Annotated in this window: 16 protein-coding genes and 2 pseudogenes; 10 read left to right on the plus strand and 8 right to left on the minus strand. The window is 69.6% G+C overall.

The window, feature by feature from the left end:
* Positions 1–45: 45 nt before the first annotated feature.
* Positions 46–1,020 carry an alpha/beta hydrolase gene (locus tag JL11_RS06150; RefSeq protein WP_054766846.1) on the minus strand — a complete coding sequence of 325 codons (975 nt, stop codon included), beginning with the start codon at positions 1,018–1,020 and terminating at the stop codon, positions 46–48.
* A gap of 91 nt (positions 1,021–1,111) precedes the next feature.
* Between JL11_RS06150 and JL11_RS06155 the strand changes: the two genes are divergently transcribed.
* Positions 1,112–1,294 (plus strand): hypothetical protein, encoded by a 183-nt coding sequence (locus tag JL11_RS06155; protein WP_054764881.1) that lies wholly within the window; start codon positions 1,112–1,114, stop codon positions 1,292–1,294.
* Here JL11_RS06155 and JL11_RS06160 read toward each other — a convergent pair.
* The 4 genes and pseudogenes from JL11_RS06160 to JL11_RS18190 form a co-directional block, all read right to left on the minus strand.
* The gene (locus JL11_RS06160; protein WP_054764882.1) at positions 1,291–2,100 is read right to left on the minus strand and encodes a hypothetical protein; all 810 of its coding nucleotides are present in this window, start codon (positions 2,098–2,100) and stop codon (positions 1,291–1,293) included. The two genes, JL11_RS06155 and JL11_RS06160, sit on opposite strands and share 4 nt — an antisense overlap.
* Positions 2,097–2,318, minus strand: coding sequence for a hypothetical protein (locus JL11_RS06165; protein ID WP_054764883.1), 222 nt, complete (start codon positions 2,316–2,318; stop codon positions 2,097–2,099). The genes JL11_RS06160 and JL11_RS06165 overlap by 4 nt, the downstream gene beginning before the upstream one ends.
* Positions 2,319–2,386: 68 nt before the next feature.
* Positions 2,387–3,322: pseudogene (locus JL11_RS18185) on the minus strand (ATP-binding cassette domain-containing protein); the annotation flags it as partial.
* Positions 3,323–3,433: 111 nt separating this feature from the next.
* Positions 3,434–4,306, minus strand: a pseudogene (locus JL11_RS18190) (ATP-binding cassette domain-containing protein); the annotation flags it as partial.
* 150 nt (positions 4,307–4,456) lie between these two features.
* Between JL11_RS18190 and JL11_RS06180 the strand changes: the two are divergent.
* From JL11_RS06180 to JL11_RS06205, 6 genes are all read left to right on the plus strand, one after another.
* On the plus strand, positions 4,457–5,035 hold the full coding sequence (locus tag JL11_RS06180; protein ID WP_054764884.1) for a TetR/AcrR family transcriptional regulator: 579 nt from the start codon (positions 4,457–4,459) through the stop codon (positions 5,033–5,035).
* Entirely contained in the window at positions 5,032–5,370 is a 339-nt protein-coding gene (locus JL11_RS06185) for a DMT family transporter (RefSeq protein WP_054764885.1), read from the plus strand. Before JL11_RS06180 ends, JL11_RS06185 begins: the two co-directional genes overlap by 4 nt.
* A gap of 102 nt (positions 5,371–5,472) precedes the next feature.
* The gene (locus tag JL11_RS06190; RefSeq protein WP_054764886.1) at positions 5,473–6,519 is read left to right on the plus strand and encodes a methyl-accepting chemotaxis protein; all 1,047 of its coding nucleotides are present in this window, start codon (positions 5,473–5,475) and stop codon (positions 6,517–6,519) included.
* A gap of 32 nt (positions 6,520–6,551) precedes the next feature.
* A complete protein-coding gene (locus JL11_RS06195; protein ID WP_054764887.1) occupies positions 6,552–7,019 on the plus strand; it encodes a YcgN family cysteine cluster protein in 468 nt (155 codons plus the stop codon).
* 133 nt (positions 7,020–7,152) lie between these two features.
* Positions 7,153–7,581, plus strand: coding sequence for a hypothetical protein (locus JL11_RS17410; protein WP_152949625.1), 429 nt, complete (start codon positions 7,153–7,155; stop codon positions 7,579–7,581).
* A complete protein-coding gene (locus tag JL11_RS06205) occupies positions 7,508–8,722 on the plus strand; it encodes a DNA-packaging protein (protein ID WP_054764889.1) in 1,215 nt (404 codons plus the stop codon). The genes JL11_RS17410 and JL11_RS06205 overlap by 74 nt, the downstream gene beginning before the upstream one ends.
* On the opposite strand, the gene JL11_RS06210 is transcribed toward JL11_RS06205, so the two are convergent.
* Positions 8,709–9,131 (minus strand): type II toxin-antitoxin system VapC family toxin, encoded by a 423-nt coding sequence (locus JL11_RS06210; RefSeq protein WP_054764890.1) that lies wholly within the window; start codon positions 9,129–9,131, stop codon positions 8,709–8,711. The two genes, JL11_RS06205 and JL11_RS06210, sit on opposite strands and share 14 nt — an antisense overlap.
* Positions 9,132–9,398, minus strand: a complete 267-nt coding sequence (locus JL11_RS06215; RefSeq protein ID WP_054764891.1) for a type II toxin-antitoxin system Phd/YefM family antitoxin — start codon at positions 9,396–9,398, stop codon at positions 9,132–9,134.
* Positions 9,399–9,502: 104 nt separating this feature from the next.
* On the opposite strand from JL11_RS06215, the gene JL11_RS06220 reads away from it, so the two are divergent.
* The 3 genes from JL11_RS06220 (at position 9,503) to JL11_RS06230 (ending at position 11,450) form a co-directional block, all read left to right on the plus strand.
* Complete coding sequence (locus JL11_RS06220; RefSeq protein ID WP_054764892.1) at positions 9,503–10,657, plus strand: phage portal protein; 1,155 nt, start codon at positions 9,503–9,505, stop codon at positions 10,655–10,657.
* A gap of 49 nt (positions 10,658–10,706) precedes the next feature.
* On the plus strand, positions 10,707–10,943 hold the full coding sequence (locus tag JL11_RS06225) for a hypothetical protein (protein ID WP_054764893.1): 237 nt from the start codon (positions 10,707–10,709) through the stop codon (positions 10,941–10,943).
* A 105-nt stretch (positions 10,944–11,048) separates the two neighbouring features.
* A complete protein-coding gene (locus tag JL11_RS06230; RefSeq protein ID WP_082382771.1) occupies positions 11,049–11,450 on the plus strand; it encodes an HK97 family phage prohead protease in 402 nt (133 codons plus the stop codon).
* A 211-nt stretch (positions 11,451–11,661) separates the two neighbouring features.
* On the opposite strand, the gene JL11_RS06235 is transcribed toward JL11_RS06230, so the two are convergent.
* Entirely contained in the window at positions 11,662–12,039 is a 378-nt protein-coding gene (locus tag JL11_RS06235) for a hypothetical protein (RefSeq protein ID WP_054764894.1), read from the minus strand.
* Positions 12,040–12,156 lie beyond the last annotated feature (117 nt).

The following is a 12,156-nucleotide window of genomic DNA, read 5'->3' on the forward strand; positions in this document are numbered from 1 at the left end:
CGTGAGGTAAGGGAAATCCCTCAGTCCCACAATCGGGAATTTTCCTTATGACTTCAGGCGCCTGTTGAGCCAGTGACGGACGGCCGCCCGCGCCCCGCGCGCGGCTGGGCCGCCGAAATGCAGGAAGCCGTGCGGCGCCTCGGGGACGCGGATCAGATCGGCCTCGGCCGCCTCGCCCCAGCGCGTCGCCATCAGCAGACTGTCTTCGAACAGGGGGTCGTATTCGCCCGCCAGGAACAGGGCCGGCGGCAGGCCGGTCAGGTCGGCGTAGAGGGGCGAGACGTCGGGCCGACGCAAGGCTTCCTCGTCCCGATCGGGCGCCAGCCGCGCCAGATCCGCCTGCATGGTCGGTCCGTTGAACAGCAGGGTCTCGGGCCCGGCCGAGCGGACGCCCTCGGTTCCCGACAGGTCGAAGACCCCATAGGTGAAGACGCAGCCTTTGACCTTGTCGATCAGGCCCTGGTCGCGCAGGGCGACGGCGGTCAGGGCCGCCAGATGGCCGCCGGCGGATTCCCCGGTCAGAAAGACGGTCGCGGCGCCCAGATCGTCGACATGGGTCACGGTCCAGTGGGCGGCGGCCAGGCAGTCGGCGATGGCGGCGTCGATATAGACGCCGCGCCGTTCGGACAGCAGGCGGTAATCGACCGAGACGACACAGAAGCCGTGGCGCGCCAGATGGGCGTTCAGCCGGTCGTTCAGCCCGGCGCTGCCCAGAACCCAGCCGCCGCCGTGAATGTCCAGCACCACGGCGCGGGGCGGACCTTCGGGCCGCAGGATGCGCAAGGGAACGGGCGTCTCGCCGTCGGTCTGGCGGATTTCGACGGTGACGCCGCGCTTGCGCAGGCGGGGAACGGTGACGGCCCCGGCGGCCGCGTCCAACCACAGGGACAGGCGCTGGCCCGCCTCGATCCGCCAGGGGTCGGTCCGCAGACGCGGGGCGCGGGCCAGGACGGCGTTGATCCGCCGCACCGCCGCCTGCTGGGCCGGGGGAAAGTCGACGACATGGGTGGAAAGGGTCATGAGGCTGGAGTGGGTAAGGGCGGCTTTGGTTTCAAGGGCGGAGGTTCGGAAGGTCTCGTCAGCCGAAAGAAACCCGGCTAACGTCCGCCCCATGAAGAAGCTCACCCCCTTCGGCGTTCTGCTGATCTTCGGCCTGATCGGCCTGCTCACCGACAAGTTCGGCCTGTGGTTCGCCTTCGGCCTGGTCGCCTTCATCGTGGTCGGGGTGATGCAGAACCGGGGCCAGGGCAAGACGCCGCCCCAGGATCAGGACGGCGGACCTGCGCAGGGCTAGACGACCGTTCCGTCCGCCGGACGAGGACTGGGCTTGCGCTGAAAGACGACCTGAAGCGCCACATTCTTGATCTGCGACCGTTCGATCAGCAGCAGGGGAATGGGCGCCGCGCGGGCCATCACCCTGTGACTGAGGCTGGTCTTTGTGGGCTCCAGCCGGAAGGCTTGGCAGTTCTTCAGGGTCAGGGCGACGATCTGCTTGTCGGTGTCGAGAGACAGGCTCGCGACCTCGCCCTCATAGCCGACCCAGCCGTTCTCGGTCTCCATGTCGGTCACCACATAGGCGGCCAGATGCTTGTCGTAGGCGGCTTCGGGACTGAGCTGAACCAGGGTCGAAGCCCAGCCGCCGTACAGAAATCGGAACAGGGGGACCGCAGGCTGGGGCGGCTCAAGCCGAGCCCGAGCGATGCTGGTCCGCTCCGCGCCGCCGATCGCCCACCGCATGACCAGATAGGCGCCGATCGAAAGGACCAGGAGGACGAACAGCAGCGACCAGACCTCAAGGCCGAGGAAGGGGTCGGTCTTGGGCGGGGCGGCCAGGAAATAGGCGTAAGGATTGGGGTTCCACGGCGGACGCAAGGCCGGAAGGGAGTAGGCGACGCCGTCCCCCAGGACGAAGACGAAGGCCGCCGCCGCATGGGCCGTCAGGGCGCCGAAGATGACGATGGACAGGGCGGTGAAGGAGTTGGGGGCAGGTGGGGCGGGCGCCACCACCTTGCCGCCGCCCGAGGTGTAGAGGGCGGCGAACACCGCCAGACCTGGAGCCAGGATGAACAGCGCCCAGGCGACCCCGAGCGTGACGGTCAAACGGCGCGCGCCGGGGTCTTGGCCTGCATCTTGGCCTGAGCCTGGGCGGGCGCCTCGGCCTGAGCGGTGGTCGCGACAGAGGGCGGCGCGGGCAGGATGACGACGCCGTCGTCGCGACGCTCGCCCTTGGCGATGGCGGCCGACCAGCTGCCGTACTGTTCGACGATCCTGCGACCGGCGCGCAGGGTCTCTTCAGAAGCGATCTGCATCGTCGACATGGAGTCTCCTTCAGGGCTTCACCCTAGCATGAGATTGGGTTTGGCGCATCCGATTCAAGCGGCGCCCCTCACCCAGCCAGGGCCGCCTTCTTCTCTTCCAGCTCCAGCCATTCCATCTCGGCGGACTCCAGCTCGGCGCGGGCCTTTTCGGCGGCCTTCATGGCGGCGTCGAAGGCCTTGGGGTCGCGGGCGTAGAGGTCGGGGTCCGACAGGGCGGCGTCGTGGCGGGCGATGGTCGCGGGCAGGGTTTCGATCAGCTTTTCCAGCTCTTCCAGACGGCGGGCGTCCTTGTAGGAGAGTTTGGCGGTCTTCTTTTGAGGGGCGGGGACGGCCCGAGCCCCCTCCACCGCCTTCGGCGGTCCCCCTCCCCCAACGGGGGCAGGATTAAGAAATCCCGGATTCTGGCGCAGGAAGTCGGTCCAGCCGCCGGGGGTCTCGACGATGTCGCCGCGGCCGTTCAGGGCCAGGGTCGAGGTCGCCAGCCGGTCGATGAAGTCGCGGTCGTGGGAGACCAGGATCAGGGTGCCGTCATAGCCCTCCAGCAGCTCTTCGAGCTTGTCGAGCGTGTCCATGTCCAGGTCGTTGGTCGGTTCGTCGAGGACCAGCAGATTGGCGGGCTTGGCGAGGGCGCGGGCCAGGAGGAGGCGGTTGCGTTCGCCGCCCGACAGGGTCGAAATCGGCTGACGCAGCTGGGCCTCGGAGAAGAGGAACTCCTTGGCGTAGGCGGCGACGTGTTTGGACACGCCGCGCACGATGATGCTGTCCCCCCCGCCGGGCGTCAGGGCGTCCCACAGGGTCATGTCGGACTTCAGCCCCTCGCGCGACTGATCCAGATAGACGGGCTCCAGATTGGCGCCCAGGCGGACCGTGCCTTCGTCAGGGGGCAGTTCGCCCAGCAGGGTCTTGACCAGGGTGGTCTTGCCCGCGCCGTTGGGGCCGACGATGCCCAGGCGATCGCCGCGCATGATGCGGGTGGTCAGGTTTTTGAACAGGGTGCGGCGGGCAGGAAGTGGCGAGTGGCGAGTGGCGAGTGGCGAGAGCGACGGGTCCTGCTCGGCGGTCGGGGCGGCGGAGCCGTCGCTCGCCACGCGCGACTCGCCACTCGCCACTGTGTCGAACCCCTTCGACACCCCCTTGATCTCGGCGACCAGCTTGCCCGAGGTCGCGCCGGAATCGACGCCCAGGGACAGTTCGCGCGGGACGTCCTTCATCTTCTCGGCCCGTTCGGCGCGCATGGCCTGGAGGGCGCGGGCGCGGCCCTCGTTGCGGCTGCGGCGGGCGGTGATGGAGCGGTAGAAGGTCTCGGTCTCGCGCTCGATGGTCTTGGTCAGGCGACGCAGGGATTCCGCCTCCTCCTCCAGCGTCTTGGCGGCCCAGTCGTCGAACTCGACGAAGCCCTTGTTCAGGGTGCGGACGCGGCGGCCCTCCAGCCAGTGAACGGTGTCGGTGACCCGGTTCAGGAAGGCGCGGTCGTGGCTGACGACCAGAAGGGCGAACCGGGCCGAGATCAGCTCGGTCTCCAGAAGCTCGATGGCGAGGATGTCGAGGTGGTTGGTCGGCTCGTCCAGCAGGAGCAGATCGGGCTCCTCGGCGAAGGCCTTGGCGAGCGCCGCCCGGCGGGTTTCGCCGCCCGACAGCCCTTGGGTGGACTTGGCCGGGTCCAGGCCGAAGGTGGTCAGCCAGGCCTCGGCGGTCCAGGGCTCGGCCTCGCCGGACGAGGCGTAGTCCAGCAAGGTTTCGCCGGTGATGATCGGCTCCTGCGGCACATAGGCGAAACGGGTGGCGGACTGGACCGAGCGGTCGCCGCTGTCGGGCTCGATCAGCCCCATGACCACCTTCATCAGGGTGGACTTGCCCGCCCCGTTGCGGCCCACCAGGGCGGCGCGGCTGCGGGGTTCGACCGCCAGATCGACGCCGTCGAACAGGGGGCGGGGGCCGTCCTGAAGGCGGACGTCCTTGAGCGCGACGAGAGGGGGTCTGGCGGCCATCTGACTTTCGATCCTCCCTGGGGAGGCTGTACGGGCGGGGAAGGGGCGGGAAGGGCGTTGATCTAAGGGCTGGAGGGCCGAGACGCCACCGGAAAGATCGTCCATCGGCGCCCAGCTTGACAGTTACCGTCCGGCCGGTATGTAGCGTTTATGGACACCCCCTCCCGCCGCCGCGCGCCCGATCAGACCCGCGCCGAAATCATCGACAAGGCCCTGGAGGTCGCCGCCGAACTGGGGGCGACGGGCTTTACTCTGGATGCGGTGGCGGCGCGCACCCGCGTCAGCAAGGGCGCCCTGCTGCACCACTTTCCCAGCAAGACCGCCCTGTTGGAGGGGATGATCGATCATCTGGGGGCCATGCATGTGGAGAGCGTCCTGGCCGAGGCGGCGCGCGATCCGGAGCCCTACGGCCGCAACGCCCGCGCCTATCTGAGGGTGACGGTCAATGAGCCGGTGACCTTGCAGGACGTCAGCATCGGGCGGGTGGTTCTGGCCGCCTTTGCGATCGAACCCAACCTGGTGCTGCGCTGGAACGCCTGGATGGAGCGGATCAAGACAGACGATCCCGATGATCCGGTCGGCGCCGACGACGCCCTGATGCTGCGGCTGATCGCCGACGGCCTGTGGATGTCGGACCTGTTCGGCCTGCATCAGGTCTCGGACGAGCAGCGCAAGGCCCTGCTGTCCCTGCTGACGCCGGGCCATACGATCACGGCCAACGAGCCGTGAGCCCCGTCACCTGGGCCGCCCTCTTGGCCGCCATCGCCTGCGAAGTGGCGGGCACCAGCCTGCTTCAGGCCTCGCAGCAGTTCACCCGGCCCTGGCCGACGGCGGGGACGGCGGTCTGCTACGGCCTGGCCTTCTATCTGCTGTCGGTGGCCCTGAAGCAGATGCCGGTGGGGATCGCCTATGCGATCTGGAGCGGCCTGGGGGTGGTGGCGATCTCCGTGATCGGGGCCGTGGCCTTTCGCCAGAGGCTGGACGCGCCCGCGATGCTCGGCCTGGCCCTGATCGTCGGCGGAGTGGTGGTGATCCAGTTGTTTTCCAAGAGCATGGCTCACTGAACCATGGTTATCTGGCGTTAAGTTTTATCGTTCTAGCCTTCGCGCTCGCTTCGGTTCGCCCGCCTCCCCTTGTGGCGCGCCGGGCGCGGGACGGGGGTCTCCATGAGTGAAGCGGACGCGGGCGTCAGGCCAGAGCGTATTCTCGAGCTGTCCGAACGGCTGAACGCCGTGGCGGGCGAGAAGATCGGCGAGATCGCCTCGGTCAACCGGGCCTCCAAGATGCTGGTGGTCAACGCCCAGGTGGTGGCCGCCCGCAGCGGCGAGGCCGGGCGCAGCTTCATGGTGGTGGCCGAGGAGTTCAAGCGCATCTCGGGCCAGATCGACGACATCGCCGGCGCCCTGGAGCAGCAGGTGCGGGGCGACCTGACCGAGCTGTCGGCCATCGGCGGGGCGATCCTGGGCCAACTGCGGGGCCAGAGGCTGGCGGACCTGGCGCTGAACGCCATCGAGATCATCGACCGGAACCTGTACGAGCGGACCTGCGACGTGCGCTGGTGGGCGACCGACAGCGCCGTGGTGGATTGCGTCGCCCAGCCGGACGCGGCCAAGGCGGACCACGCCGGCCGCCGGCTGAAGGTCATTCTGGACGCCTACACCGTCTATCTGGACCTTTGGATCTGCGACAGGGCCGGGACGATCGTCGCCAACGGTCGGCCGGACCGCTATCCGGTCAGGGGTCAGTCGGCGCGGGAGATGGCCTGGTTCCGCGACGCCCTGGCGACCAAGTCGGGCGACGATTTCGCCGTGGCGGACGTCGCCCGGCTGGAGGCGCTGAACGGGGCGCCGACGGCGACCTACGCCACCGCCATCCGCCAGGGCGGCCTGGCGAACGGGGCGGTGATCGGGGTTCTGGGCGTCCATTTCGACTGGCAGGCCCAGGCCCAGACGGTGGTGGACGGGGTGCGGCTGACGCCCGACGAAAAGGCCCGGACCCGGGTGCTGCTGCTGGACCAGACGCACCGGGTGCTGGCGGCCTCGGACGGGGTCGGGGTGCTGAACGAGACGGTCAAGCTGGACGTCGCGGGCGGCGCCATGGGCAGCTACGCCAAGGGGGGACGCACCATCGGCTACGCCCGCACGCCGGGCTATGAGACCTATCAGGGCCTGGGGTGGTATGGATGCCTGGTTCAGGACGCGGTCGCCATCTGATGGCCGCATCCGTCGATTAGGCGCGCCGTCCAATGATCCCCGAGCCCACCCGACCCTATTGGGAAACCAAGACCCTGGCCGAGATGACCCCGGCCGAGTGGGAGGGGCTGTGCGACGGCTGCGGCCTGTGCTGCGTGATCCGGTTCGAGGACGAGGACACGGGCGAGGTGATCCCGACGCGGGTCCACTGCCGGCTGTTCGACCCGGACGCCTGCGCCTGTTCGGACTATGCCAACCGCAAGGCCCAGGTGCCGGACTGCATCAAGCTGACGCCGCACAATATCGAGGCGCTGGAGTGGATGCCCAAGTCCTGCGCCTATCGTCGGCTGCACGAGGGGCGGCCGCTGGCGGCCTGGCACCCGCTGGTCTCGGGCGATCCCGAGACCGTCCATGCGGCCGGGGTTTCGGTCCGGGGGCAGACGATCTCGGAACTGGCCCTGGCCGAGCCGGAAGACGCCCTGGACTTCGAGGCACCAGAATGGATGGTCGAGCGGGGGTGAGCCCCCGTCTGATGGGGTGTGCTCGACGGCGACTGTTGCGATGACGTTGCCTGAAATCCTGTCATTCCAAAGACTTACGCCTTTCCAAGCGCGAACTTCCGGCCTGGGGACGCTGGTGCGCTAGGGTTTGGGCATGACGGGAGAAAGCGAAGAGAGCGAGGCGGGCGGCGACTGGCTGGCGCCGCTGTTCGAGCAGTTGAAGGGGGCGGTTCAGCGCGCCGCCGCCGTGCTGGCCAAGGACGATCCCGAGGAAAAGGCGGATGCGGAGACGCTGGCGCGGCGCGCCGGCGTGGTGGCGCGCGCCGCCCTGGCGGTCGATGCGATCCGCCGCCGCATGGAGGCTGAGCGCAGGGCCGAAAAAGACAGCGAAGAGGACGAAATGGGTGGGCGAACCGACAGACCCGAGGAGGACGAGCGGCTGCGACGCCGGCTCACCCTCCATTCCGAGCGTTTGGACCGCATTCTGGAGACGAAAGGCGCCCGACCAAATGGACGCGCGCGAACTGAGGCGGATGGTGCGGGCGACGGGGCTGCATCCTCACCAATGCCCGCCCCTGGATGAGCCCTGGCGGACCTGGCTGCTGCTGGGCGGGCGCGGGTCGGGAAAGACCTTCGCCGGGGCGGTGTGGATGGATGTGGCGGCGCGGTTCAGGCCCGGCGCGGTCATCGCCCTGGTCGGTCCGGCCCTGCACGACGTGCGCGAGGTGATGGTCGAGGGGGAGGCGGGCATCAAGGCCCTGGCCGAGCCGGGCGACCGGCCCCGCTGGGAGGCCGGACGGCGAAGGCTGGTGTGGGCCAACGGCTCGACCGCCTACGCCTTTTCCGCCGAGGACCCGGACAGTCTGCGCGGACCCCAGTTCCACGCCGCCTGGGCCGATGAGTTCTGCACCTGGCGCAAGCCCGAGGCGGTCCTGTCGAACCTGAGGTTCGGCCTGCGGCTGGGGCCCGATCCCCGGGTGGCGGTGACGACCACGCCCCGGCCCATTCCGGCCCTGCGCCGGCTGATGGCCGAGGCGGGGACGGTGACGGACCGGGCGGCGACGGCGGACAACGCCGAGAACCTGTCGCCGGGCTATGTCGATCATCTGACCGACCTTTACGGCGGGACGCGGCTGGCGGCTCAGGAGCTGGAGGGACAGGTGGTGGAGGGCGAGGGCGCCCTGTTCCGCATCGCCGATCTGAAACAGGCGCGCGGAAGCCGGCCGGCCGAGCTGGACCGGGTGGTCGTGGCGGTCGATCCGCCCGCCAGCGCCCACGGCGACGCCTGCGGCATAGTGGTGGTGGGACGGCGCGAACGGCGGGCCTTCGTCCTGGCCGACCGGACGGTGCGGGGCCTGTCGCCCGGCGGCTGGGCCGCCGCCGTCTGTCGCGCCGCGCGGGATTTCGACGCCCATGAGGTGGCGGCCGAGGCCAATCAGGGCGGGGAGATGGTGCGAAACGTTCTGGGCCAGGCGGACTGTCCGGCCCCGGTCGCCCTGGTCCACGCCCGCCGCTCCAAGGCCGCCCGGGCCGAGCCGGTGGCCCTGTTGTACGAACAGGGGCGGGTCGTCCACTGCGGCGACTTTCCCGCCCTGGAGGAGGAGATGCTGGCCCTGGGCTGCGAGGGCGGACCCAGCCCCGACCGGGCCGACGCCCTGGTCTGGGGCGTGTCGCGGCTGATGCTGGAGCCGCGGGGCGAGGGGCCGTGGATCAGAAGACTATGACGCCGGAGGTTTCGGGATGTTGGGCTGCGGCCCGCGCCAAGGCGGTGTCGGCGCTGATCAAGGAGACGCCCAGGAGGAGAGCCTGAGCCAGGATGATGCGGTCCCACGGGTCGCCATGATCAATGGGCAGGGCGGCGGCCAACTGCGCCGTTTCGGCGCTGATGGGCGTAAGTCTGTAGTCGTGGCTCGGCAAGAAGGACGTCAGGTCTGGCGGCATTCTAAGGAGAAGATCGTCGCGACGCGCGCGGACGCGACGCGGGTCGCGTCGTTTGAAGTCGATCTCGTAGATGCTGGCGACGCTGACATGGGCGACATCGCTGTCGGCGATGAGCCGTGCGGCGGCAGGCGACAGCCGAGGGTCGTCAAAGACGGCCCAGATCAGCGCCTGAGTGTCGAGCAGGACCGCCATTCAGCGGTAGAAATGATCTTCGTCTTCCGAACGAGCCAAACGCTCCATCTCGGGGTCCGGCTGAAGGAAGAGGGTTGCTTCTTCATCCGTCAGCGGCCCCAGGTGGGCCAGGGCGCCGATGCGGAGGCTGGGGCGAGCTTTGGCCGCGCGGATGACGGCGACGGCGTGGCCGTCGCGGGACAGGACGATTTCCTCGCCCTGTTCGGCCTGGGCGGCGAGTTCGGCCAGGGTGGCCTGAGACCGGGCGATGTCGACGTGGATCGTCATAGGCCGAGACTAGCACGGGCGGGGCGGAGGCGAAACGGCGGCGCCGAGCGCCGGCCGCCGCCTCCGCTGCGGCGAGACATTTTCAGGAGAGTGCGATGGGTGGGATGCGGTGGCCGTTCGGCCGGGGCGGGCGTGCGCCCGATCCGGGCGCGCCGGAGGCGAAGACCAGTCGGACGGCGGTGCTGCTGTCGGGCGTCGGGCGGGCGCGGTGGACGGGCAATGACTACGCCGGCCTGGCGCGCGAAGGCTATCAGAAGAACGCCGTGGCCTATCGCTGCATCCGCATGATCGCGGAGGCGGCGGCCTCGGCGCCCTTTGCGGTCTTTGTGGACGGGGTGCGCGACGAGACCCATCCGCTGGCGCGGCTGATCCGCCGGCCCAATCCCGAACAGTCGGGGGCGGAGCTGATGGAGGCGGTTTACGGATCGCTTCAGGTCTCGGGCAACGCCTGGGTGGAAGCGGTGGGGGACGCGGTTCCCGAGGAGCTGTGGGCGCTCAGGTCGGACCGGGTCAAGGTGGTTCCCGGCCGGTCGGGCTGGCCCGAGGCGTGGGATTATTCCGTAGACGGACGGTCGATCCGGATCGGGCGGGCGGCTGACGGCTGGGCGCCGGTGATGCAGCTGAAGCTGTGGCATCCGCTGGACGACTGGTACGGCCTGTCGCCGCTGGAGGCGGCGGCGCAAGGGGTGGATGCGCACAATGCGGCCGGGGCCTGGAACAAGGCCCTGCTGGACAATGGGGCGCGGCCGTCCGGCGCCCTGATCTATGGGGCCAAGGGCGGCGAGCGGCTGACCGACGGACAGTTCGAGGCGCTGAAGGCCCAACTGTCCAGCGCCTACGCCGGGGTGGAGAACGCCGGGCGGCCGATCCTGCTGGAAGGCGGGATGGACTGGAAGCCCCTGAGCCTGACCCCCGCCGAGATGGACTTCACCGCCGGGCGACATGCGGCGGCGCGCGAGATCGCCCTGGCCTTCGGGGTTCCGCCGCAGCTGCTGGGGATACCGGGGGACGCCACCTATTCCAACTATCGCGAGGCCAACACCGCCTTCTGGCGACAGACGGTCATCCCCCTGGTGCGCAAGGCGGCGGGCGCGATGACCGGCTGGCTGGGCGGACGGTTCCCCGGCTGCGAGGTGCGGGCCGATCTGGAGGCCGTGCCGGCCTTGCAGCCCGAACGCGACGCCCTGTGGGCGCGGCTGGAGGCGGCCAGCTTCCTGACGGACGCGGAGCGGCGACGGATGGCGGGGGTGGAGGGATGAGGAAGGCGTGGCGAGTGTCGAGTGGCGAGTGGCGAGGGAGACGTGACGCATGAGCGACGACTCTCAGGTCCGGCGCGTGCCGACCGCCCTGGTGATCGCGGTGGTGGTGCAGACCATCGGCGGACTGGTCTGGGCGGGCGGGGCGGCGGCGCGGATCGCGACCCTGGAGCAGAGGGTCGGGGAACAGAGGCTGGTGGCCGAACGGCTGGCGCGGCTGGAGACCCAAGGCGAGGCGACGGCGGCGGCTGTCGAGCGGATCGAACGGCGGCTGGAGGGGGGCGGGTGAGTGGTTAGTGGCGAGTGGCGAGTGGCGAGTGGTGAGGCGAACCAGGCGATTGGACGAAGGCAGGCGCGACTTCGCTCGCCCCTCGCCCCTCGCCACTCGCCACTCCTGATCCAGGGCTACGCCTCCCTGTGGGGCGTGGCGGATCTGAACGGGGACGTGGTCCAGGCGGGGGCGTTCGCCGACAGTCTGGCGAAGACGGGCGCCGAAGGGGTGCGGATGCTGAACCAGCACGACGGCCGGGCGCCGGTCGGGGTCTGGGACGAGGTGCGCGAGGACGAACGCGGCCTGTTCGTGCGCGGCCGGATCGAGGACTGGTCGCCCGAGGCCCGCTTCGCCGCCGCCCTGAGCCGGGCGGGGGCGATGGACGGGCTGTCCATCGGATACCGCACGGCGCGGGCGCGGCGTCAGGGACGTTTGAGGGTGCTGAGCGGGGTCGAGCTGTGGGAGGTGTCGCTGGTGACGTTTCCCATGCTGCCGGGGGCGCGGTTTAGGGTGTCGGGGGTGTGACGGGGCCGGGCCGATCGTGAATGATACTCTAAGACCGTCATCCTCGGGCTTGACCCGAGGATCGAGCGATCCGCCGCTTGAGCAAAGACGCGGGCGCAGAGCCTGGCCAGGGGCCGATCCTCGGGTCAAGCCCGAGGATGACGGGTCTGGCTGAGCGGTCTGGGCCGTGGGCGGATCGCGCCAGATGACCGCGATCCCGATTCTAGCGGCTTCAGCTTTTGGGCGTGGCGGCTTCGATATTGGCCTGGAGGGCCTGCATTTCGGCGGTGATCGCTTCCATTTCCGCCGTGCATTCGTCGGAGGAGATGGTGGCGGCGCGCGGGGACGCCTTGCCCTTTTCATAGGCCGCCAGGAGGAACTCGGAGGCCGCCTTCTTTTCCGGATCGGTCTCATTGGCCAGGGCGGCGCGGACCTCTTGCGCGACGTCGGGCGGGAACTGGCGTTCGCACGTGCCCAGGGTTTCGAACATGCGCGTCATGCCGGCGAAGACCTGATTGACCTGTTTCGCCTGTTCGGGCGGCAGGCCGGAGGTGTCGGGCGGCGTCTGAAGCGCCAGGGCGCCGGCGAAGGCGAGAACGAGACTGAACATGGGTGAAGCTCCTCCGTCACGCGGAGTAGCACGATTTTCGAGGGACGGCTGCCGTCCATCACAGGTTTCGGGCCACGCCCGGATCACGCGGCGCCGAAGACGGGCGCCTTCACACCG

Origin of the sequence: Brevundimonas sp. DS20, from assembly GCF_001310255.1 — a bacterium.
GTDB classification, from domain to species: domain Bacteria; phylum Pseudomonadota; class Alphaproteobacteria; order Caulobacterales; family Caulobacteraceae; genus Brevundimonas; species Brevundimonas aurantiaca.